The organism is Rhizobium hidalgonense (genome assembly GCF_002914525.1).
GTDB classification, from domain to species: Bacteria; Pseudomonadota; Alphaproteobacteria; order Rhizobiales; family Rhizobiaceae; genus Rhizobium; species Rhizobium hidalgonense.
The window spans coordinates 1-22940 of the sequence record NZ_LODW01000077.1 but is presented as its reverse complement, the minus strand read 5'-3'; the positions used below and the strand labels follow the sequence as shown (position 1 = coordinate 22940).

Annotated in this window: 14 protein-coding genes and 2 tRNA genes; 6 read left to right on the top strand and 10 right to left on the bottom strand. The window is 59.5% G+C overall.

Going from position 1 to position 22940, the window contains the following annotated elements:
- Positions 1-62: 62 nt before the first annotated feature.
- From ATY29_RS24795 to ATY29_RS24780, 4 genes are all read right to left on the bottom strand, one after another.
- Positions 63-671 carry a hypothetical protein gene (locus ATY29_RS24795; protein WP_097537408.1) on the bottom strand — a complete coding sequence of 203 codons (609 nt, stop codon included), beginning with the start codon at positions 669-671 and terminating at the stop codon, positions 63-65.
- A 2-nt stretch (positions 672-673) separates the two neighbouring features.
- Positions 674-3841: a DISARM system SNF2-like helicase DrmD gene (drmD, locus tag ATY29_RS24790; protein WP_097537407.1), complete on the bottom strand. Its 3168-nt coding sequence runs from the start codon at positions 3839-3841 to the stop codon at positions 674-676.
- Positions 3842-3997: 156 nt separating this feature from the next.
- Complete coding sequence (locus tag ATY29_RS24785; RefSeq protein WP_097537406.1) at positions 3998-4909, bottom strand: HNH endonuclease family protein; 912 nt, start codon at positions 4907-4909, stop codon at positions 3998-4000.
- Positions 4906-7011, bottom strand: a complete 2106-nt coding sequence (locus ATY29_RS24780) for an AAA family ATPase (protein WP_165779453.1) — start codon at positions 7009-7011, stop codon at positions 4906-4908. The genes ATY29_RS24785 and ATY29_RS24780 overlap by 4 nt, the downstream gene beginning before the upstream one ends.
- A 619-nt stretch (positions 7012-7630) precedes the next feature.
- On the opposite strand from ATY29_RS24780, the gene ATY29_RS24775 reads away from it, so the two are divergent.
- Genes ATY29_RS24775 through eruA form a run of 3 tightly spaced genes read left to right on the top strand, consistent with a single transcriptional unit; the run spans position 7631 to position 14280 of the window.
- Entirely contained in the window at positions 7631-8686 is a 1056-nt protein-coding gene (locus ATY29_RS24775; protein ID WP_097537404.1) for a nucleoid-associated protein, read from the top strand.
- 25 nt (positions 8687-8711) lie between these two features.
- On the top strand, positions 8712-10229 hold the full coding sequence (locus ATY29_RS24770) for a hypothetical protein (RefSeq protein WP_097537403.1): 1518 nt from the start codon (positions 8712-8714) through the stop codon (positions 10227-10229).
- A 22-nt stretch (positions 10230-10251) separates the two neighbouring features.
- On the top strand, positions 10252-14280 hold the full coding sequence (eruA, locus tag ATY29_RS24765) for an NACHT domain-containing antiphage protein EruA (RefSeq protein WP_097537402.1): 4029 nt from the start codon (positions 10252-10254) through the stop codon (positions 14278-14280).
- Positions 14281-14453: 173 nt separating this feature from the next.
- On the opposite strand, the gene ATY29_RS24760 is transcribed toward eruA, so the two are convergent.
- Both ATY29_RS24760 and ATY29_RS24750 read right to left on the bottom strand, forming a co-directional pair.
- A tRNA-Glu gene (locus ATY29_RS24760) sits at positions 14454-14525 on the bottom strand.
- A gap of 461 nt (positions 14526-14986) precedes the next feature.
- Positions 14987-16876 carry an AAA family ATPase gene (locus ATY29_RS24750; protein ID WP_097537401.1) on the bottom strand — a complete coding sequence of 630 codons (1890 nt, stop codon included), beginning with the start codon at positions 16874-16876 and terminating at the stop codon, positions 14987-14989.
- Between the two features lie 210 nt (positions 16877-17086).
- Here ATY29_RS24750 and ATY29_RS24745 point away from each other — a divergent pair, with 210 nt between their 5' ends.
- The 3 genes from ATY29_RS24745 (at position 17087) to ATY29_RS24735 (ending at position 18725) form a co-directional block, all read left to right on the top strand.
- Positions 17087-17458 carry a helix-turn-helix transcriptional regulator gene (locus ATY29_RS24745; protein ID WP_097537400.1) on the top strand — a complete coding sequence of 124 codons (372 nt, stop codon included), beginning with the start codon at positions 17087-17089 and terminating at the stop codon, positions 17456-17458.
- Between the two features lie 68 nt (positions 17459-17526).
- Positions 17527-18111: a hypothetical protein gene (locus ATY29_RS24740; RefSeq protein WP_097537399.1), complete on the top strand. Its 585-nt coding sequence runs from the start codon at positions 17527-17529 to the stop codon at positions 18109-18111.
- Between the two features lie 539 nt (positions 18112-18650).
- Positions 18651-18725 (top strand) — tRNA-Glu (locus ATY29_RS24735).
- Positions 18726-18771: 46 nt separating this feature from the next.
- On the opposite strand, the gene recJ is transcribed toward ATY29_RS24735, so the two are convergent.
- The 4 genes from recJ to ATY29_RS24715 form a co-directional block, all read right to left on the bottom strand.
- Positions 18772-20574: a single-stranded-DNA-specific exonuclease RecJ gene (gene recJ / locus ATY29_RS24730; RefSeq protein ID WP_097537398.1), complete on the bottom strand. Its 1803-nt coding sequence runs from the start codon at positions 20572-20574 to the stop codon at positions 18772-18774.
- Positions 20575-20654: 80 nt separating this feature from the next.
- The gene (locus ATY29_RS24725; protein WP_097537397.1) at positions 20655-20900 is read right to left on the bottom strand and encodes a hypothetical protein; all 246 of its coding nucleotides are present in this window, start codon (positions 20898-20900) and stop codon (positions 20655-20657) included.
- A 162-nt stretch (positions 20901-21062) separates the two neighbouring features.
- Positions 21063-22388, bottom strand: coding sequence for a homoserine dehydrogenase (locus ATY29_RS24720; protein ID WP_025416087.1), 1326 nt, complete (start codon positions 22386-22388; stop codon positions 21063-21065).
- Positions 22389-22450: 62 nt separating this feature from the next.
- The coding region (locus ATY29_RS24715; protein WP_133118210.1) for an aminotransferase class I/II-fold pyridoxal phosphate-dependent enzyme at positions 22451-22940 on the bottom strand (490 nt) is incomplete at its 5' end.

The window sequence follows — 22940 nt, the reverse complement described above, 5'->3', positions numbered from 1 at the left end:
TGAAACATGGGTCAATTCTCAATGGAAATATCTGGCTGCGCCGGGTCAGCTCTCAGTGGAAATCAACAGGAAGAGAGGAGTAACTTCAGGCCGCCGAGCATCGGCCGGCCGCCGACCTCGCCGAGCGAGCGTAGCGGGAATCGCAACCATCCGCTGGTCTCGCCACGTGGGGCATAGATCAGGCGCAGTTCGCAGTCGGTCACAAGGATTCCCGTGCGGACCTCCCGGTCTTTACACAGCCGCTCCAGCCGCTGATGCGGCGTCGCCTCCCAGCCCTCCAGCGCACCGCGTCCATCCGGATCGACGCCCGCTGCCTCGACACGTACCAGCATCTGCCAGCCGCCCTCAGGATCGGCGACCGCCCAGTGTGGCACGATCTCGATATCGCTTTCCTCGATACGCAGAACCAGATCGTCGGGGATCGGCGCGCCGCCGGGGCTGCCCGCCACCCGGCCAGGCCGCCACCCGAGAATGTCGGCGAAGAGGGCCCAAGGATCGAGAAGCGCTGGTCCGGAGTCTTTTAGCGACAAATGCGGCTTGATCGCCTCGGTATCAGAGCGCGTCTGCTGCTCAGGAACAAGCTCATATGCCTTCAGCACCACCGGGGCGACGACGAGCCCGACCGGCTGGACGTGACCGAGCCATTCCTCGTTCGGATCGAATGTTGCCATGCTCAATTCCCCTCCGGCCAGAGGTAAACGAGTCCTATTGTCTCCAGCCGGTCCGCGACCACGCTGTAGGACTCACGTACGCGGCGAGGACCCGTCTCGATGTCGCTCGTGAGGCGGTCGAGCTTCGCCTTCCAGTGCCGTCTATCGCGCCGCCGCTGCTCGACCTCCTCTACGATCTCGGGCAGGAAGCTCATCTGTTTGTCGTCCGGCTCGGCGTCGGCCTTGGCGATGCGCGCGCGCTGGTCCTCCAGCAGGCGCTTCAGCGAGGTCGCCTCCGCCTCGGCGATCTTTGCTAGATCCTTCGCCGCGTCGGCCTTGGCCTCCTCTGCGCGTGTACGCAGCTCCGGTTCCAAGTCGGCGGCGTCCTGCGCGGCGTAATGACGGATGCGATCCACGATCTCGGCTGCGGGAACGCGAGCTGCCCGGAATGCCTCCTCAAGCTGGACGAGGGTCGCTGCCTCGCGCGTAGGACCGAAAGGCTTCAGCGGTTTGCTGCCCCGTCCGGTTTCCGTCCATGCCGCGGTCACAAGGATGATCTCCTCGTGAAGGCGTGCCGCCCCCGGCCCGTAGAGCGCCAGCCGCCCGATCAACACGACCCGAGGCTGGGCGCCAGGACCAATCACTACGCTCGCACGTGACAAGCCAGATGCGAATCCTTGCGCCAGGAAGCGCGCGAGCAGCCGCCGGACAAGCCGATGCTCCAGGTGCACCTGAACAACGCCCTCAGCATCGACACCCGCCGGGGTGATCGCAGGCCTGAAGCTGAAGGAGCGAACCGGGGCATCGCGACGCCAGTCCTTCAGCGTTTCACTGCGTTTGCGGCGGCGAAGGCGCAGGTCGTCCAGTGCCTCCGCCCAACCTGCCGTCTGAAAAGCGGGCTCTGACGGGTCAAGATGGAAGGTCGGAGTCTTTCCGACTGTGCCGTCACGGTGAGCGTCCAGCGAGGAACCCGTGTGCGTGAGGGCAACAGACATCACCGCCATGAGGTCGTTCGGATCAACACCGACGCGCGCACGCGAATCTTCCAGCGCGGACCGGAGGTCGTCGAGCTCCTTGGCCTGGCGGGCACGGCGCGCCACCATCGTATCGTCCATCTCCTCGACGGCCGTCTGGGTTTGTTCGTCGGGTGTCTCGCCGTCGCCGTCGATCTCACGCGCGAGCCCTTTAGCGCCGCGGATGCCATCTTGCATAAGCCGCCGGTTGATACGCTCGGCAATGACCTGGCCAGCAGATCCTAGCTCGTCGTTGATCGTCTCTGTCTTGCGAACCAGCGCCTGCAGAACGACGTCTTCTTCACGCTGCTCGTAGACGAAATATCGGCAGTGCACGACCGGAGAAGGCTGCAGCTTGCGGTCGATACGGCCATTGCGCTGCTCAAGCCGCGCAGGATTCCAAGGCAGATCGACGTGGACCAGGTCGTGGCAACGCATCTGCAGATTGATACCCTCGCGGGCGGCATCAGTGCAGATAAGGATTCGCAGCGGGTCTTCCTTCGGATCGGCATTGAATCGGCGCTTCAGCTCCTCGCGCCTATCCGTCGAAGTTGCGCCGGTGAAGCACGCGATGCGATCGTCCGGCAAGAGATCGTCGAGCGCCTCTTGGAGACGCTTCTCCAGCCAGCGCCGGGTGTCCTCGTACTCGGTGAAGAGGATGAGACGGCGCTCGTTCCAGAACCCGCCAAGAGTCATGTTCTCGCGTATCCACTGGGCAAGGCGAACGACACGTGCGTCCGGCTCATGCGCATGCCGGCGGGCTATCTTCAGCATATCCTCGACCATGTCGAGGTCGGAGACAGCGGCTGCGGCCATCCCCGCTGCTTCGGCCGCTGCGTTCTCGTCCTGATCGAGCAACAATTCGGCGGCGGCCTCATCCTGCGGCTCTTCCTCCATTTCGGCAGCCTGGCCAAGCGCGCTTGCGGCGAAGCTTGCCGTTTCTCCTTCAGCCGCCCGCATCAGTCCTTTTCGATGCACCTCCAACGTCCGCGCGAAGGCCGCGATGGATGACAGGAGCCGCTGCTGCAGCCCTACCAGCGTCAGCCGCACGTACCCGGCCTGCCGGGGCGGCAGTCCTTCCGCCTTCGCCCGGACGGTTTCAGCATAGGCACGCAGCATAGAGGCAAGCGTGAGTTCAGGCGCGCTCTGCGGGAGGCCGGCGATTTGAATGGGCTCGACCTTACGAAGCGGGAAGCGCTCGCCGAAATGACGCAGGTCAGACTTCAGCCGTCGAACCATGACCGGATCCAGATCCTTCGGCCGGACCGGCACACCACGGGTGAAACGCTGCGGGTCGAGGATCTCAAGCAGTGCTGAGAAGGAGTTCGAATGCCCGTTGTGCGGGGTGGCCGATAGGAACAGGCGGTGTTCGAACCGATCTGCAAGACCTCGGACGACGCGTGTGAACTGGCTTTCGATCGCGTACTTCATGCCGCTGGCAGGCGCCGCATGATGCGCCTCGTCGAGAATAAGCAGTGAGCGCGGACGAAAGTCGCCGAGCAGGTCACGAAGTCCGGTGATATAGGTTTCATCAGTTAACAGCGAGTGCGAAACGATGAACCGGGAACCCGACGACCAGGGCTCGGCACCGTATCCGCGTTCCCGCCGCAGTATGTTCAAATACTCGCGGTCGACGATGGTGAACGACAGGCCGAACTTTGTCTCCAACTCATCCTGCCACTGACGCACCGTACCAGCAGGGGCAGCGACCACAACGAAATCTATTCGGTGCCGAAGCAGCAGCTCGCGGAGGACTAGGCCGGCTTCGATCGTCTTGCCCGCACCGACGTCATCAGCAATCAGGAGGTTCACTCGGGGAAGCTTCAGCGCCTTGCGCAGTGGCAAAAGCTGGAAAGCGTCCAGATGAATTCCTGCTCGGAATGGCGCCTGGAAAAGATCCCGGTCTGACGAGGTCGCCGTGTTCCAGCGGAGCGTCTTGAGGTAAGCTGAAAAGATAGCGGGATCATCAGTGCCTTGCTTGGCAATCTGCCCCCAGCCTTCGTCCTCGAACACCTCACCATCGAGCTCGGCGTCCCACAGAACTTCAACCGTTTCGCCGGCGGCATCATCATCGATGCAAGCTAGTCGAACCACGGGGAAGTAAGTGCTTAGCGGTCCACTCTCAACGAGCCAGCGGCGCGCGCGAACGCGCACGAACTGTCCAACTGATGGCGCCATAATTTCCCCCGCAGGCAGAGCCTTTTCGTCCGCCAGAATCTCATAGGTACCCGAGTCTTAGTAAACGCGTAATCTCAAATGGCCAACGAAATTTCAATCGAGGGGCGTGACTACTTAAATACCCGTTATTGTCCCTGAAACCGATGCCGAGTTCGCTCATCCGCCCGCGAGCTTTGCCTCCAACCATTCTCTCAGCTCGACTTCGAATGCGTCGACATAGGCGGTCGACATGGCGGAGAAAGGTTGGTCAGGCTTGCAGCTCTGCTTCATATCCTCGACCCTTCTTAAAGCTCCGCGCAGGTGGATTCTGATCAACACAGGGTCCAACTCGTCCCCGACGTCGCGTTCCAAGTCCTCCATTATTCTTGTTCGGTTTGTTTTAAGTCTGTTCAAAATCGCCGTACGGCTTTGAACCAGGTCCAGCCTGTTGAGTGCTACGCAACGGATTGTTTCAGTTCCTAGGATACTCGAACCTGTCCCGTCCTGCGCCGGCTCCACTACACTGTAGTCCGCATGGTGCCGCCAGGAAAGCTCTGGTGCAGGATTCGTCCTGGTCGGGTCGATCAAATACGGCTGTTCTGCGAAATGATCATCGCTCACCGCCGCCAACCGTGGTGCGCCGACTGGAAACTGAGTTGCCTTGCCCATGATGATCCGAGGCTCGGTAGCTTGCATCACCTCCACCTCAGCAATTGTCATGTCGGCCGTCACCAGATGGTGCTTCAGTCCCTTATTGCAGCCGGGACATGTCGGCAGCAAATTGGACCACTTGAACGCCAGCCACCAGTAGCCGGGATGATCCGCACCATCGACAGCTCCCTTTGGCCGATAATGCTCAACCTCGGAGATGCCCTTCTCGATGAATTTCTCGCAGTAGGCGCACTTGCCGTGGAACAAAGTGCGAAGCATCTGCTTGACGTCGTACTCACGGTATCGGGTGAAGGCGTCGAACCCCGGATCGCCCGCGACCCAGGTCGCATAATGGGAGGCCGCGGCTTGAGCCTGCGCGATCGTCGCTACCGACGACAATGACGCCGGTTCCTCATCTCCACGTGTCACAAAGATCATGCGCTATGGGGCTCCGAGCCTGGGCCGGCCCGACCCTCTCTCCGCAGTGCATCAAGTATCACCTGCACGGCTTCCGCTCGAGCTTCGGTCCTGAGTGTTCCTTTCGGGCGCTCTCGTTCTGAAAGGAAGCGCGAGAGAGCCTCCTGGACAACCTGCTCCAAAGCGGTGTCACCCAGCACGAGCTGCCGAACCATACGGTTTGCTTCATCAACCTGAGCGTCTGGCAGGTCGGTGACAGCTTTGACGAACCGTGCCACGCCCAGTTCGGTCTCGGGATCGATTGTGCTTGAAAGACCAAAGAAGTCAGAGGTTAGCAGTTGATCTGCCCGCATTCCTTTGATGCTCGGCAGGTCAGGAACAATCGAAATCGCGCCCGTTTCGTCGCGCTGTAGCACGATCACTTCGCCGTCCTCCATGCCACGAAGACAAAGAGGATCGTGCGTTGTGACTACGAACTGCACCCGCGGCAACGCACGGCGCAACGCGCCCATCACACGCATCTTCCACCTCGGATGGAGATGCGTATCGATCTCATCGATTAGAACCACAGCTTCAGCATCTTCGAGATTGTCAAAGTAGCGGAGAAGCTCGCGCCCTATGTCCACGATCATCGCAAGAATGGAGCGGTAGCCTTCGCTCAAGCGCTCTAGGGGAACAGGGACCCCGCCCATCGCAACGCAGATGCGCCCGTCGACGTCGGGAACGACCTCATCATTATCGCTAAGTGCTAGAACTACGCGCAGGAGCTTGGCCACTTCGTTGAAGCTGCCAGGATCGAGTGAATTCAGCCAAGTCGTCGGGAACGGCAATGCGGCTGTGGGATTGAATAGCGAGCGCACACGGGCATGGGCAGTGTTGGGTCGCTCTGACCGACGTGGATCGAAGTAGCGATGTGGGCCGTAGCCAAGCACAAGACCGGCCGGCCCGGATGCGCCTCGAATTTTCCGCCGCGCGGCGTCGAGAGTGAATATGGTGGTTCGGCCGAACAAGCGGAAATCGATGCGGACAACGGCATCCTCCGGCGACAATTGATCAAAGCGCGGGCCGCTATCAGCGCGAAGCAAATCGGCGGGTTCGACCTTAAGCCGCTTCGCTTCACTCGGACCGATTAACGCAAGCGCAATTCCCTGAAGAATACTCGACTTCCCTACGGCGTTTTCGCCTAGGAGCATGAGACATGGGACCCCTTTGGCGTCGCTCCTCGCGGGTATCGATTTCAGGGTGATGTCATTCAGGCCCTTGAAACTCTCAAAATGCACTCGCTCGATCCATGCGGCCGGCGGTCGACTGCTCTGACGTTCGGTGTCCCGTGCAGGCCGGAAGTCTTCAAGTGGATACACAAGGCGATCGACTTGGCGCGTCGTATCTTCGGCAACCATCGAACTGATGCGTTGAAGTATCCTGTCGCGATCCGGCGTCTCGGCTGCATCCATCGCCTTCGACAGGATCACCGGAAAGGCTGAAATTGATCCCTTGATGATCGCACCCGCGATCTCCATACCCTCGAACAGCCGCCTAGCGACGCCACGCCGCGCGCCTGCGAAAGGGCGCCAGCGATGGAGCATCGAGTCAACCTGCTCGCCATGTCTCGGCCTTTCCGAGACGTGGATACGTAGGTCAGCGAGGAATTTTCCAATATCATCCCCCCTCTGTTTGCAGAGGTATTCATGATCGAGACGCAGAAGCGCGACCGTAGTTCGGCCCTCAGCGCTCGTCCCCTCGATTCGCCCGTCAGCAAGAAACGAGAAGTGCGTCTCAACGCGACCGCGATACGGATCCACGATCAGCGGACGTTCACGCCGCCGGACCTCCTCCATGGCTGCAAGGTAGGGAGCGCGCTCCCCCTGAACAGGAAACTCGGTTCGTCTTCGACTTGAGCATTCAACGCACTCGAGAATGAGATTTTCAGATTCATACGCAAGCCACGCATACCAGTCTGAGTGAACCTCAGCGAAGCCGCCCGCAGCATCTCGTGGCGGTCTGAACGTCTCCACCCGCAATTGGATAAAGGAACCGTCCCGTTCGCAGAACACGCACTTTTCAAGGCAGCGCCTTCGAACAGCTTCGACGACTGGTTCGGAAAGATAGAAAGTTTCGTCCATGGGCACCCGACGTTGCGCGCGTTCTTCTGGAGAGCGTCGAAGGTACTCCCAGAGCGCTCTTTTCGCGTCGCCCATGTTTGGGTCGAGGGAGAGATCAGGGCCTATATAACTACCAAGGCGTATCATATCAGAGCCTTCTGGACTTTTGTTGCGACGGATGCTCGTGCCATGAAGAACGTTGTGTCGAATTGTCGGGGGAGAATACTGAAAGCAAGGTCGAGATTGCAGTTTTCAATGGCATCCTCGCCCGGTAGCCTTGCAGCGGCCGCAGATTTTCACACAGCGAACATGACGCCTTCCAACGATCTAACTATGTGTTTATCCCCTACCTTCCAGTAGTAGCAGACGGGTGAGTATGCAAGCCGATCAAAAGATATCGACGTGCGGAAATGACATTACGAAGAAACTCAAGTGTATCCCGTTGTATGACGCACGGTTGACAAACCGCCTCGAAAGAACATAAAGAGAACATTGGCATCGATAGCGCGACTTTCGGAGGCATGAGAGCAAGAACACTACACCCACGCTTGCACAAATTTACTGGTTTGGCAAAGTAACGTCGCGGCGATGGATGGGGTCGATTCGTAGGTTCCTGGTAACTCGAAAATGGAAAGCCTCCGTGGGATTTTTTAATGACGAAGAACTGCAATCTTTACGCATTGAGAACATGATCCTGCATGTTGTCAGCGAAAATGACTTTGAACCCCAGCGTGCGCGGCCGGTGGAGCATGGAGAATTCTTTCTCGATCGGATTAAAGACACAGACGCCGCCGCAATCTTCGAGTTTACAGAGGATTCCCGGTTAAAGCTTCACCTCGAACGCATTGCGGTAGGCGATGAATCCTTTGAAACGGGCGCACAGGAAGTGTCCCGGCTTTTCGCATTGTTACACGATCGCACTAGCCGGGCAGGTGCGTTCTTCGTATTCGAATTGCGGACCAACGACGATCGCGTGCGGCTCTATAGCCTCATCAAGTACGACTATCAGCAGGTGATCGAGCAGGCGCCTGCCGGCGATGATGGCAGCCTCCTGAGGCTGATCCTCCAGGCTTTCGTCGCGCAGAAGCGCGCGGTCCAGAAGTCCGCCCTCGTGAGAGTGGTCGACGGTGTTGCTGAGGCGGCCATATCGGCGAAGGACCGGATGATGCCCGGCATCGAGATTGCGGACTACTTTGCGAGATTTCTTCAGGTGAAGCGGACCCGGAGCGATGAAGAACTGACCCGGACGGTACGAAATCTTCTTCGGACGACGCTAGACGAGATTCGACCCCATCTGCCCGACCAGGACGTCGCCCGTGCGTTTCGACGCGTCACTGCGGCTCTTCGGGACCGGGCGATGATCAACAGCGAGGCAATCTCCGAAGTCGTCATTGCGGCCGCAGAGGGGATCGGAAATGAAGAGCTTACCGCCGACGTTCAAAAGCGCGTCGCCCGGAAGCTCCGGTCGGCAAAACTTGAAGGCTTGACGTTCCCACCCGACCGGAACGTTCTGCGACTGCCGCCATTGCGGAGGGTGACAACGACCGAGGGCGTCGTACTGCTCTATCCGGACGGAGCCGACAAAGCGATCGTCGAGCGGGAAAGACTCGGCGACGGCGGAGAGAAGATTACAATCAGGACGGCGCACGTCACGGAGGACAAGGTTGTCCGCGAGGGAAATAGGAAGCCTAATTGACGTCCTGCACTCTCGCGGCGCATTCGTGCGCGAGAGTGCTCAGACGGCGACTATTTCGAACCTCGTCGCCGCCGACGCTCGTTCGCTGGCGGACGTGTGCGTCCGCCTGGAATGGCCCTTCGCCATCTCGGACAGTCAGAGCACCGGCTGGCTGGTGGATGAGCTGGACGATGCATTTTCTCCGTTCAGGATCGTGATCACCAAACCTTCTTTCGAAGATGCCCTCGCAGTCCTTTCGCTCCAGGGATTCAAGGACCTTCTTCCGGACGCCGCAGAGCTTTCCGCGCGATGGTGGGTGGCCGGGCTCAACTCGCCTATCCGCACATGGTCCCTGTCGTTCCTGCCCTGGGAACGGGACGAACCGCTCCCGATGCAGATCAAGACAAAGAATCCGCGCTTCCTGGTTCGCGAATACGGGGCAGATCGCAAAGTTCCCGATAACGTAGGAATGTGGCTGCTACGGAATCCTGCTGCCGATCGGGGTGTCGCTGATCCTTATCGGAATGCGTGGTCGAAAGCTGCGGCTGAATCGCTGCTGCGCTGCCTTCCCAACGAGATCGACGCCGAGAGCAATGCTCTGAGATTCCGTGGACCGCCGCGCGTCGCGCTTTCGGCGCCCTCGCAAGAAGAGCTTGAGGCCTTCGCGCTTGAAGTTGCGTTCGACGAGCTTCAGCATGCCCTGTCTTGGGTCTTCGAGAACGAGCGTGACACGGAAACCAGGCACGCGCTACTAGCGGCGGAAATCGCTCGGTCCGGCATAGGACCGGGAGTGGCTACAGACGTTATCAGACAGGACATCAAGCTGGCATTGGAGGGCGCGCGCATCGCCTTCGAAATGTCCCTTGCCGCTATCGGTGCCGACACGCTCAAGGCTCTAGGCGACCTGCGCAAGGCAGTCACGGAAGAGACGTCGAAGGTGACCGAGGCGACGCGTCAGACTATCACCGCCGTGTCCGGGGCGCTTGCAGTCGGCCTTGGTCTCGTGGCTGCGAAATTGACGTCGACGACAAGCGTTCTGCTTATCGACGCATTGATGTTGGTCGCGGTGTCCTACGTCGCGATGGTGATCTACTCCGGTTGGCAGTTTGTTCGAATGCAACGGAAGGCGCGCGGATATTGGCAACCAAGACTTTATCGGTTCCTTCCGGACGCCGAGTATCAACGCCTCGTCAAGAATCCGACCGCCATGGCGGAGAATGCGTTTTTTGTTGCGGCATGGACGGGCGGCGGCGCCGTGGCGATACTGGCACTGGTACTCTTTTTCGTACAGGGCGACGTGAAAAAGACGCCGGAGACGCAGCACACCTCTTTGATCCCGACTTGCTGCGAAGGCTCCCGCGCCAATTTGCTGCGGGCGTCGCCGCCGGCGTTTTCCTCATTTGAATCCCTCGGCCATAACGAAGTCATGGGTTTTGCAGGCATGTCCATGTGGAATGCCACTGGAGAAGCTATTGCGCGCGCCGGAGCGGTCCGAGATGGTCGATCGACAGCCGTCTTTGAGGTTTCGGTGGAAGCGGATAAGGCATCGGACGGAAAGCATTAGAGAATTGACCAACGCGTCGTCCATGGACAGCATCTACATTAACCGCCGCCTCAAGATAGCCGAGAGGCTCCTCTCCGAAGTAGAGGCCCTCGAACAAGGCCCTGTTCTTGTCGTGCTCGCAGAGCCAGGCGCAGGAAAGACGGAACTGCTCAATCGGTTCGGAAAGCTGCTCGGCGTCACGCCCGTAAGGGCCAGTCGTTTTCGCCATCAGACGACCGTCGCAGCCGGCGCACCCCTGATAATCGACGCCCTGGACGAAGCGGCGAAGATTGATCAGTCATCGGTGGACCAGATCGTCGTCAAAGCCCAGGAACTCTCCAACGGCCGTGTCATCTTTGCCAGCAGATCCAGCGAATGGCAGGAAGCTCGCACTCATTGGATAAAGGAGTGTTTCGGGATCAGTCCCGTCATCGCCCTCATCGAACATTTCGATACCGCCGAACAAGGGGAACTATTCGCCGCGCGTTTTCCTGAGGAGACGTTCGAAACATTTCGTTCGGAGGCAGACCGCTTCGAACTCACTCCACTGCTCGGCAATCCTCAGTTTCTCTCGTTGTTTGCAGCAGCGTACGTCCAGAGCGGCCGTCATTTTTCCTCGAAGGCGAAGATCTTTCGTGATGCAGCCGCGAACCTCGCCCTGGAAACGGGATGCCGTGTTCTGTCGAAGCCTCGCGCGCCGATCGACGAGATATTGGAAACTGCTTCCGACGTGATGGCGAAAATTTTGCTTGCCGGTGCGTCAGGAGTGTCGACGAAACAGGGTTTCGCCGACATGGATTATCCCTATCTGGCCGCGATGACGCCTACTGCCGTCGCATCGGCCTACGACGCGCTGGACACGCGGCTTCTGAAGCCCGCTGACGAGCCGGACCGACACGAGCCGATTCATAGAATCGTGGCGGAGTACCTCGCAGGCCAGCATCTTGCCCGAAGGATCGCGGACTCCCGCCGTCCTCTTTCGCTACGTCGAACATTCGCGATCATCGCTCCCAACGGCGCCGTGCGCGACGAACTGCGAGGCCTTTTGGGATGGCTCGCGTCCGCCGGGGACGAGCGGATCCAACGCGCGGCAGTGGATTTGGACCCCTATGCGGTACTCGCCAATGGCGACCCTTCGCAGTTAGCTACGGATGCGAAGAGACGGCTGCTTCAGAGACTTGAAGCGTTGGCAGGCGAGTATCCGGGATTTCGTCGAAGCGATTACTGGCGGCGCTTCAGCGTGGGCGGCTTTTTCAATGATAGCCTCGTGGAGGACGTCCGAGGACTTCTGAAATCCACGCCTCTAACCTCTCCGCTTTTGGATCTCCTGCTTGAACTGCTGGTCAACTCGGGTGGTCCGGCCGCCCTCGCCCAGGACGTTCGCGCCATAATGTTGCACCCCTCGGCTGACGTTACCGCACGGATATTGGCATCTCGAGCCGTGCGCCGTCTCGCGGGCGCCTCCGACCTCGAAGACATCACACCGCTGGTGCAGGAAGCGTCGGCATCCTCAATGAGAGTGGCAATCGACATCGTCTCCGTGGCCGGAGTTGACGCCTACAGCTTCCAGGACCTTGCAGAGCTCTTCAAAGCATTCGCATCGACGTATCCCGCTCGCCGAAGGCTCCGCGACCAGGACAGCCTTATGACCGCCTACCATCTTGTGGAGCTCGTGAAGACGATAAATGCGCGGACGGCGGCCGAACATCTCGATGGTCTCACGAGCGGCCTGAGCTGCACATGCGCGCGGAAGAACTTCGACTGCCAGTGCCGGACTGGAACGAGCAAGGTCGCCGGCCATCTTGCGGACCGCTACTTCGAGGCATTCGTCGGTCCTCACGATCCAGGCCGGGTGTGGGCGTGGATTCGTTCCCTTTGGTTCGAGAACAGTGCTGGGACGGATGCGGGCGCGGCCATCGCGTCGCTCTCTCAAAACGACGGTCTGCGACGTCGGCTTCACCATTTGGCATTCTCCTCGATGACTACGGAGACCGAGGTTTGGGAGAAGCGATGGGAACTTGGGGACGGCCACGGCCACTCGGGTCTTGCCTTTCGCCCAGGCGACGCCCAGCACCTGGCCGACCACGCCTTCGAAGTCGGGAATGCAGTACTCTGGGCGGCTTTTTGGTCAAGACCCGCCGATAGATCGGAGACGCTCGGGCCGGACGCCTACCGTCGATGTCTTCGCGAGCAGGCACGACAAAATCCGGCGTTCATGCGCGCCTGGGCAAAGCTCGAACGAGCATACCAATCGGGGCGCAAGCAGCAACTTCGCGGATGGAAGCGCGAAGAACGCCGCCGCCAGAAGCGGGAGGCAGCTCGGACCGCACGCATGAAGCAGAATCTTGCCAAAGATCGTGCACTTATCGAGAGCGGGGAGCATCTGGGATGGATCGGCGTCTTCTCGCCACTCTACCTCCACGACCGCAATCGATTGTCAGAATACACCAACGACATCGGACTGGTGGAAACCGCGCTGCGCAACTGCCTGCCTCGCATCATGGACCAGCTTCCAACACTTGAGCAGCTTGGCGAAGGTCGGTGGTGGCCGTCTGCATGCACGGCGTTTGCCTCTTGCTGGCTCGAATTCATCTCAACGCGAAGTCTTGAAGGTATTAACCTCAGAGCGCTGACAGCGGCCAAGGTGGAGTCCGTCAAGTGCGACTGGATGGAAGAAAGGGACTATGATGCTTTTGAGCGCGAGCTCGACCGGATACTCTTCGCGAAGGAAGGCAGCGCGCTGGAGTTTGCTCGGAGCTTCATCGAGCCGAGCTTCAGAAAGGAGGGCGACGAGAACCCGATGAACGTCTGGTGGCTTTCGCACAAGAATATCCTCGCGGTACTGCGGGCCGCCCTCTCGATCGAGTGGCTTCAGAGATTTCCGGACATGCCGTTCAGAGCGCGCGACCAACTCTTTGACATCGCAGCAGCAACTGCGGATCGGGGGACGCTGAATACTCTGATCGCTGAGCGCATACGCGAGTTAATGGCGATGGCACCGCTTGCCGATCCCAAACAGGAGAAGAGGCGAACAGACACCTTGCTCTTTTGGAGACTGCGACGGTTCTTTTTCTTCTCAGCCAGCGAGGACGGCTGGGAAGAACTTCGCGGTAACCGAGATCTGGTCCTGGTGTTCGAGCGCAGGACCGGCAGGTTCGCGGATCCTTCCGATGGATGGCCTGCACTGGGGGCCGACAAAATCTTCAAGATACTCGACGCATTCGTTGAGGAATGGCCCCCTGTTGAACTTCCGTCATCTTTCGGATCGGACGATCCACCCGAGGAGACGGCATACCGCTTCCTTTCGGAGGTGGTTTGGCGCATCGGGCAGGATACGCCCGAGCGCGCGCTGCCCGTGCTTGCTAGGATGCTTGCCGACGTCAAGTTCAAGGACTACACGGCCACTTTGCAAACGTTGCGGGTCGAGAGCGTGAAGAAGATGGCCCTTACCGATTTCAGCCCACCTTCGCCGCGGGATGTCGTGCGGATGCTAGATCACGATGACATCGCAAGCGTCGAAGATCTTCGTGCGTTCGTGACCGAAGAGCTCGAATGGCTGCAGACCTGGCTGCGCTCCACAGAGACCGCTCCGCTCGCAGAGACCTACTATCTCGCCAGCGGCGACCATGTTGATGAGAACACCGCCCGAAACCGGGTCGTAGACTCACTTCGTTGGCGCATTCAGGCAATGCAAAGCTCGCTTGTCATCGAGCATCACGTGGCCAACGACAACCGCTGCGATTTCACCGTGACCACAATGATCAACGGCGAAAGACGACTTCTTGTCGTCGAGGCGAAAGGCCAGTGGCACCTGGAGCTATTCACCGCAGCATCGACGCAGCTCAGCGAACGGTATTCAAGCCACCATGATGCGGAGCAGCAGGGGATCTACCTCGTCTTCTGGTTCGGTCCGGAGACAAGGGTTGCGGGACGCCTGAATCACGGTGTGGGGTCGGCCGGTGAGCTTCGAGCAAAGATCGTAGAGGTGATGCCCAAAGAGCTGCACGGTCGCATCGACGTCGTGGTTCTGGATCTAAGCCTAGCGGCGCGCTCCTGCCGGCAACGAAATTGAGTGACCTCGTCGCCACACGTTCTGAAAGGCAGCGCCAGTAGGACCATTTCGTAAAGACCAAGCGTAGCGACCCTCTAGTCCATTCCGTGAGTTTCCTTTCAAAGCCAGCGGCGAATAGCATGGGCGATGCCACGAGCAATTATAGACGGCGGTCGACGCCTGACTTCGCAAAGTACGCCCTAGGGGAGTCGAACCCCTCTTTACAGAATGAGAATCTGTCGTCCTAACCGATAGACGAAGGGCGCAGCACCAGAGATGTAGTGGGGCACGGCCTTTCTAGCAAGAAGCGCTGCCAATTTACGACGCATCCTTCCTTCCAAATCAGATTCTGTTGAAACAGGAAGCGACGAGAACATCAACCCGATGTGGCGTGGCTTGTGTCGACCGTGAACACCACAAGCTTCCTGCTCATCAAGCAAGTCTTGAGGAGGGATTCAGGGGAGTTGCGAAGGTCGATCATGGTCGCGACGTCGGGCATCCGCCGAACCATCTCATATATACATAGTGCCCAGCGGTTCGCCCGTCGGATCGATCTGCCGGAGAGCCGCCCGGTACTCTCCCACTTCCGCTTTCGACCGCTTGAGTGTTGCAGCAAAATGGAGGCCGACATCCGACCCGGACATGATTTCATGACAGTAGACTGTGAATTCCATGCAACCTTCAGGTCTCGATCCTGACGTCGTTTCTCGCCGCCGCGCGTGGCGCTTTAATCCTTGCCGTTTGACGTCGTCGTGCCTACATTTTTGTCGATGAGCAACTGTCGATCGACGACGAGTTCGGCGGCCAGCCGCATGAGATGAGCCTTTTCCTTGCTAAGCAACTCTTTCGTCGCCCGATATTCCCGCGCGAGTATTCCGTCGACTTCGGCTCGAAGCTCCGGTGTCGGTACAAAGGATTCGTCTACGCGGTTCGCACCCATCTGGTAACGAAGCCATTTCCCCAGGCCATAGCTGCCAACCAGTCGGTAAGCCAGTCGGGTAGCCTGGTCCAGGTCGCTCCCTTCGACGCCGCCGGCTCCGATCGATCTGTAGCCGAACACGACTTCCTCAGCGGCTGTGCCGCCCAGCATGATCCTGATCTTCGCGAGCAAATCCTTGTCCGTCGGAAGTGCTTCATTGCGCATCCTGTAATGCAGTCGACCGCCGTCCTGCACGGGCTGACCCTCCACCATGTGGGATTCGACCCTGATGCTGATTACATCCGCTGACCCCGATGCCATCGCCATAAGTGCGTGACCGACCTCATGCACGCAGATGCGATGAACGACGGTTTCGGGAAGCGGGATCTGTGCTGGAAGGACGGCTTTGACGTCCTCGATGCTGGGAACCCCTTTTCGGATCCTTGCCGCTCGTTTTGCCGCGCGCGCTAGCTTTTCCAGGTCGGCGGGAGTGACGAGTCTTAATTTGTCTGTGATCGCGCGCAGGTCCTTTGCAGGGAGCGTCTGATTGAAATGATAGGCAAGGATCTCCGCACGTTCCTCATCCTCAGGCAACTCGAGATACACGTGTTTCTCCAAGCGTCCGGATCTGAGAACAGCGTTGTCGATCAGGTGGGCGTAATTTGTCGCACCGACGATGATCGTTCCTGGCTGCTCCAGCGCGTGCGTCGTCAGCTCGAGAAACCTGCCAATGACATTGCCTTCGTAGTAGGCATGATCTCCTCGCATCGTAGCGCGATCCCCGATGGCGTCGAGTTCATCCACCAGTAAAACCGCGCCGCGACGTGACGTGGCGTCGGCGAACGACTTGGACATAGCAGCGAGCATGTCGCCGAGATAACCATCTTTGGATCCTTGCCATGCACCCACCGACGTCCGAACGAGATCGAAACCGAGCTCATTGGCGAGCGCAGCGGCGAAAAGCGTCTTGCCGGTTCCAGGCGGGCCAATGAGGAGGACGCCCCTATCGACCTCCGTCCACGAGATTGCATCCTCTCGCCAGTCGGCGACGTCCTGCTTGATCGCGTCGATCCAAGGACGTGCTGGACCGTACCCAGGCAGTTCCGACAGCTTGGGAGAACGGACGGGAGCCGTGATCGGCTTAGTCAGAGTCGCTATGTCGAGTCCCTTCAAGCTGCTTCTGGCAGTGAGGCCGATCACGATCTCCGCCGGTTGCTGTGCGATGGCTTCTGCAAGAGGGAGGTCGACGTCCTCGACGCCGAGCACCTTGCGCGCCGCGATCACGTGCCTCGCGGTGGGCGGCGAGATGTTGACAATCACGTCAGCGGCCAACCGCAGCGAAAGCTTCACACCGTCCAAAGACGACGCAAGGTAGATGACCTGGTGTTCCGGGCGAAAAATCGCAAAGTCCTCGACAGCCTTCGATGTCGTACGCCGGGATGATTCACCGATGATGTGCACTGGACGTCGGAAGTCGTCGTAAAACGAACGCTCGCGTCCGCCTGTCATCAGGACGTCCGCAGCCGATTTCGCGTACCAGATCCAAGCCTTGTCAACGATGCAGACGATGATGCCTTTCGCATTGCTTTTGAACTGGTCAGTTCCGCGAAGAGCCTCCCGAAGAGCGCAAAGCATGAGGAACTTAGCCGTGTTGCTGCTGGTCTCCGCGAAGACCTTACTGTCGAGATGATGATGCATGTCACACGGACCCCGCACGCCCAAGGCGCTTCAGAATTGACTGACCGATTCGAAAATCGTTGGGAAACTGCCGGATGTGACGTGAAGGATTCAGCATATTTACAACTCCATTGGATGATTGATGCATCCAATGGAAGGCGCCTGACGCCAGACGTCAACATTTATTTCCATCGGTTTGCGACGCCTGTGGATACATGGCATTGAATCCTTATGCTGATGGTGCCGCCAGAAATCCTAAAGGTCGCAAGAGAGTTCCTTGGTCTTAGTCAGGCACAGGTCGAGAAGCACGCTGGAATCTCGAGAGCGACCATCCATAGGATCGAGCGAGGCGTTCGTGACCTACCTCAGTACGCGCTCCTCGTTCAGCATTTCTACGAAGAATGTGGAATTGAGTTCGTTGCGCCGGCAGAAGACCGCGGCTGGGGAATTTTCAACCATAACACGGCAGGGAAAAAGCGAGAGCTTAACAGCATAAATCGGCCGGCTAAGACAGTTGCGAATCCGAAGACGCCGTCTGAGAAAAAGAAACCGAAGAATAAGGGAAAGCCGACAACTCCTCGTTCGGCGGCAACCGGCGACTGATCGAAGAAGCCAGGTCTTGACGCCCGGCCACGGACCAGCGCAGCGTGCTTCCAAAAGGAGATACGCCAATGAGATATGTTCCTGATGATGTCCTGACTGAAGATCCTGTATTGAACAGGCAGACCTACTTCGTAATAAGAGGTCTGGGTGAACTCCGCTCATCGCAGCAGAACTTTGTTGGACTCCTGAGAGCCATCAAGCAGGACGAAGACCATTCCTTCGGCGCGTTCGCGGAAAGCCTCACATCCTATCTTCCGCAAATGGTCGACAGCATCGCACGTTCGCATCCAACGATCCCCTCAGGCGAAATCGATGGAGTCTCGGGCGATGAGCTGCGTCTCCTGAAACTTGCAATACAGGGTTCAGCCACTGACGAAGAGATAGCAGCAAGAGAGTGGGACCTTGAAGATGCTCTTGCAGACGTAGCGTCCCATCTTGAGTGTCTCACTGATTATCGCGTGCTGCTGGATCGCAACTACGACGTGGAGATACCTCTTCGCTTCAAAAGACGAGAATGCGACGATCATATCGACGCCGATGCGCTCACATCTGAATTTATATGTGACATGCGTGCATTCGTAGACGCAGTCATTTTGAACCGGTCACTACTGATGCAACATGCCGAAGACACGATTGTAGGTCGGGCAAATTGAGATTTAACGCCCCCTTTTCGCTGACGATCGGCTGGCCTTTCACTGTCGGAATCCGCTTCGAACGCCGTTGCCAATCGGGAACTTACATGGCAATCTATGATCACGGTACAGGCAGGGATGCCGATGACCGTGAAGGGTTAGCTTTTCTTTGGTAGGCACTCGCCGCGGAACCTCGGTTTCCGCGGCTTATTGGGTTTTGGCTGAGACGGCGCCGACCGGTCCCCCCGCACCCCCCTGAAGACCGGGGCCTTCCGCCCCCGGACCCCCGGAGGATATTTGCCTGAAGGGTTAGACTGACAGTCTACAGCCACAGGCGTTCGTACGAACAACGGAATGTGGGAGACGACTCCCCTAGGGCGTACCAGCTTGGTTGTGCAATCGGACGGAGGCATCCCAACGGCGATCTTTTCTGGCTTCACCTTCCCGCGACGGCGCAGTTTTCCACAACAGAAAAAAATCAGCGAAAACCGTGATTATTTCACGCCTTCGCGCTTGCGGCTTTCGAACGTGCTGACTATAAGGGCGCCACCACGAAGGAAGCGCCCTTCGTCTATCGGTTAGGACACCAGATTTTCATTCTGGGAAGAGGGGTTCGACTCCCCTAGGGCGTGCCACTTTCTCTCCAAATTCCATTTCTTTCAAACGGTTGCGCGACAGCCCCTATTTCGCCGGCGCTGCATCGCAGACGCGCAGCTGGATGCGGCGCGCACCCTGGTAATGCTCGGCGCCGAGCGAGCCCGCGACATGGAGGCTGGCGCCGCGCGAGTTGAGCAGCAGGTTGCCGAGCGCGGTATCGGCGGCGCGGAAGGCGATGCCGTCGAGCCGCGATCCATCCATTGCCTCCAGCGTCACCTTCACATGTTTCTCGCCGACCAGCCGTGCATCCCGCACTCGGTGCGCCGGTACGGCGAAGAGCGGCTGAGCATGGCCGGAGCCATAGGGGCCGGCGGCCTCCAGTCGGTCGATGAGTTCCAGCGTGGCGCCGCTGGCGCCGATCGCCCCGTCGATCTTCAAGGTCTCATTGGCGACGAGGTTCGCCACCGTCCTTGCCGACTTCTCGGAGAAGAAGGTCCTCAGCCTGCCGAGATCGGCGCGCTCGACCGTCAGGCCTGCCGCCATGGCGTGGCCACCGCCCTTGACGAGCAGCCCCTCGTCGACCGCAGCCCGCACCATTCGGCCCATGTCGAAGCCGTTGATCGAGCGGCCCGAGCCGGTGCCGCGGCCGGAGGGATCGAAGGCGATCGCAAAGGCCGGCCGTTTGAATTTTTCCTTCAGCCGCGCCGCGATCAGCCCGACGATGCCGGGATGCCATTTCTCATGGGCGGTGACGATGACGGAGGCGCCCTCGCCGTCGCCATATTCGGCGAGCGCCTCGGCTTCCGCCTCCTGCAGCATGACCGCCTCCATCGCCTGCCGTTCGCGGTTGAGCTCATCCAGGCGCTGGGCGATCAATTCCGCCTCCCCGGCGTCCTCAAGCGTCAGCAGGCGGCTTCCGAGGGCGGCGTCGCCGATCCGCCCGCCGGCATTGATGCGCGGACCGATCAGGAAGCCGAAATGATAGGGTGTCACCGGGCCGGCGAGCCCGGCCTTGCGGAAGAGTGCTGCAAGCCCGGCATTGCTCTGGTGGCGGGCGGCGACCAGCCCCTTCACCACATAGGCGCGGTTCAGGCCCTTCAGCGGCACGACATCGCAGACCGTCGCCAGTGCGACGATATCCAGCCATTGCAAGAGGTCGAGCGCCAGGATGCGCTTGTTGCCGGCCGCCCGCAGCAGCCTGAGTGTGGCGACCAGCACCATGAAGACCACGCCGGCGGCGCAAAGATGCCCCTGCCCCGAGAGATCGTCCTCGCGGTTCGGATTAACGAGCGCGTGGCAGGGCGGCAGCTCATGTGTCACCTGATGGTGATCGATGACGACGACGTCGATATTGCGCGCGGCAGCGGCCGCCAGCGCCTCGTGACTGGTCGAGCCGCAATCGACGGTAACGATCAACTGAGCGCCATTGTCGATCAACTGGTTGATCGCTGCCGGATTGGGGCCGTAGCCTTCGAAGACGCGGTCGGGAATATAGATGTTCGCCTTGACGCCGAAATGGCTGAGGAAGCGGAACATCAGCGCCGATGAGGCTGCGCCGTCGACATCGTAGTCGCCGAAGATTGCGACGGTCTCGCCGCGCTCGATCGCGCTCACCAGACGGGTCGCGGCCTTTTCGCAATCGGTCAGCTTATGGGGATCGGGCATCAGGCTGCGGATGGTCGGGTCGAGGAATTCGATCGCATCGTCCACCGGCACGCCGCGGCCGGCCAGCACGCGGGCGATCAGATCCGGCAGGCCGTGGGTCTGCGACATGGCGAGCGCCCGGTTCTGGCCAGCCTGGTCGAGCCGAGAAACCCAGCGATTGTCGAGCGCGGATTTCTCCACGCCGAGAAAGGCTCGCTGTACCGGATCGACGAGATCTGCCATGCCACACTCCGTTGACTTCATCTGCTCTTTCTACAGGAGCAGCGGAGATAACATAGCGGCGGATTTGCAGACACGGGTTTTTACCAGAATACCGCCCAGATGATCATGGCGACGCCGGCCAGCTGCCCCAGCAGGAACGAAAACAGCGTCAGAAGAATAGCCCAGTTGCGGCCTTCGGTGTGCTCATCGTCATCCGTCTCGTCAGGAACTTGTTCGCGAATGTCACGATAGGTCGGCTTTAGAATTTCCCCAAGCATCGCAGGACGGTCCGGCGGCACCTCGCTTGGGCGGCCATAGCCCTTATCGGCGTGGCTGTCCTTGCTCATGAAATTCTCCACGCCGACGACTCACCATCTGTGGTTTTATTTATATCAATATTTCGGTATCTGTTAATATAGACTTCCGTTAGGGAAGGCTGAAAAAATCACAGAAAAACCGCCCTGTAGAGACAGGGCGGCTTAAAGGTTCCACATAAACGGGAAAAGCGGTCAGCCGTCCTCTTTCGGCCGCTCGATGCGAATTACCTGCGGCTCGCCGAAGAGATAACCTTCCGACTTGATCGAGGCGACGGCCTTGCGGACCGACTCTTCCATCGTCGCGTGCGTGACGAGAATGATCGTCTGGTGGTGCGACGGCGCCAGATGCTGTTTGGAGCGCTGAACAATCGATTCCAGCGAGATGTTGTTTTCGGCCATACGGGTTGCGACGCTGGCAAAGACGCCGGTGCGGTCGAGCACGGTCAGGCGGATGAAATAGCCGCCCTCATGGCTCTGCATCTGCGCCTTGCGGTAGGGCTCCAGCGCCTTGGCGGGATGGCCTAGCACCGGCACGCGCTGGGCGCCCGGCTGGCTTTTGGCGATATCGGCGATATCGCCAAGCACGGATGAGGCGGTGGCATTGCCGCCGGCGCCGGGGCCGACCATCAGCAGTTCGCCGAGCACGTCGGATTCGATCGCCACCGCATTGGTCACGCCGTCGACCTGGGCAATGACCGAATCGACCGGCACCATTGTGGGATGAACGCGCTGCTCGATGCCGGTATCGGTGCGCTGGGCAACGCCCAAGAGTTTTATGCGATAACCGAGCTCGGCGGCGGCGTGGATATCCTCGATCGAGATGTTGGTGATGCCTTCGAGATAGATGTCGTCGGCCGCGATTTTATTGCCGAAGGCAAGTGTCGTCAGGATGGAAAGCTTATGGGCCGTGTCGTTGCCCTCGATATCGAAGGCGGGATCGGCCTCGGCATAACCCAGCCGCTGCGCTTCCTTCAGGCATTCGGCGAAGGAAAGCCCCTCCTTTTCCATCTTGGTCAGGATGTAATTGCAGGTGCCATTCATGATGCCGTAGATGCGCGAGACGGCATTTCCGGTCAGCGATTCGCGCAGGGCCTTGATGACGGGGATGCCGCCGGCGACCGCGGCCTCGAAGTTCAGAAGCGCGCCCTTCTCCTCGGCGATCGTTGCAAGCTCGACGCCGTGATAGGCTAGCAGCGCCTTGTTGGCTGTCACCACATGGAGACCCCGATGGAGTGCGGCACGGACGGAAGTGTTGGCAGCCCCTTCGGCGCCGCCCATCAGCTCGACGAAGACGTCGATATCACCCTTTTCGGCAAGATCCTCCGGCCGATCGAACCAGTTGACGGCGGAAAGATCGATGCCGCGGTCCCTTGCCTTGTCACGCGCGGAGACCGCGGTAATGGTGATCGGACGCCCGCAGGTGACGGCAAGTTCGTTGCTCTTCTGCTGAATGATGCGGACTAGCGAGGCGCCAACGGTGCCCAAGCCCGCAATGCCGATTTTGAGGGCATCTGCCATGGATCGATCCTGAAATATCTGTGTGGAGGCAGCCGCGGGGTGCGGCTGCCTTGAGAGTTGGATTAGCGGTGCGCGTTCAGCGAAATGACGTTATGCATCGTCTCGTCTGCCGTCGACATGAACTTCTTGATGTTACGCGCAGCCTGGCGGATGCGGTGTTCATTCTCGACGAGTGCCAGACGCACGTAGTCGTCGCCCATCTCGCCGAAGCCGATGCCCGGGGCAACGGCGACGTCAGCCTTCTCGACCAGCAGCTTGGAAAATTCCAACGAACCGAGATGACGGAACTTTTCCGGGATCTTCGCCCAGGCGAACATGGTGGCAGCCGGCGGCGGCACGTCGAAGCCGGCCTTGCCGAAGCTTTCGACCATGACATCGCGGCGACGTTTATAGACGTTGCGAACTTCCGCAATATCGGAACCATCGCCGTTCAGGGCATGTGTCGCCGCCACCTGGATCGGCGTGAAGGCGCCATAATCGAGGTAGGACTTGACGCGGGTGAGCGCCGCGATCAGCCGCTCGTTGCCGACGGCAAAGCCCATGCGCCAGCCG

Bases quoted from the DNA above. Each gene is read 5' to 3' on its own strand.
- eruA (WP_097537402.1), top strand. From the start codon at position 10,252: ATGGACAGCATCTACATTAACCGCCGCCTCAAGATAGCCGAGAGGCTC.
- ATY29_RS24780 (WP_165779453.1), bottom strand. From the start codon at position 7,011: ATGGACGAAACTTTCTATCTTTCCGAACCAGTCGTCGAAGCTGTTCGA.
- ATY29_RS24725 (WP_097537397.1), bottom strand. From the start codon at position 20,900: ATGAGCAAGGACAGCCACGCCGATAAGGGCTATGGCCGCCCAAGCGAG.
- ATY29_RS24720 (WP_025416087.1), bottom strand. From the start codon at position 22,388: ATGGCAGATGCCCTCAAAATCGGCATTGCGGGCTTGGGCACCGTTGGC.
- ATY29_RS24750 (WP_097537401.1), bottom strand. From the start codon at position 16,876: ATGCATCATCATCTCGACAGTAAGGTCTTCGCGGAGACCAGCAGCAAC.
- ATY29_RS24795 (WP_097537408.1), bottom strand. From the start codon at position 671: ATGGCAACATTCGATCCGAACGAGGAATGGCTCGGTCACGTCCAGCCG.
- ATY29_RS24745 (WP_097537400.1), top strand. From the start codon at position 17,087: ATGCTGATGGTGCCGCCAGAAATCCTAAAGGTCGCAAGAGAGTTCCTT.
- ATY29_RS24740 (WP_097537399.1), top strand. From the start codon at position 17,527: ATGAGATATGTTCCTGATGATGTCCTGACTGAAGATCCTGTATTGAAC.
- ATY29_RS24785 (WP_097537406.1), bottom strand. From the start codon at position 4,909: ATGATCTTTGTGACACGTGGAGATGAGGAACCGGCGTCATTGTCGTCG.
- drmD (WP_097537407.1), bottom strand. From the start codon at position 3,841: ATGGCGCCATCAGTTGGACAGTTCGTGCGCGTTCGCGCGCGCCGCTGG.
- recJ (WP_097537398.1), bottom strand. From the start codon at position 20,574: ATGGCAGATCTCGTCGATCCGGTACAGCGAGCCTTTCTCGGCGTGGAG.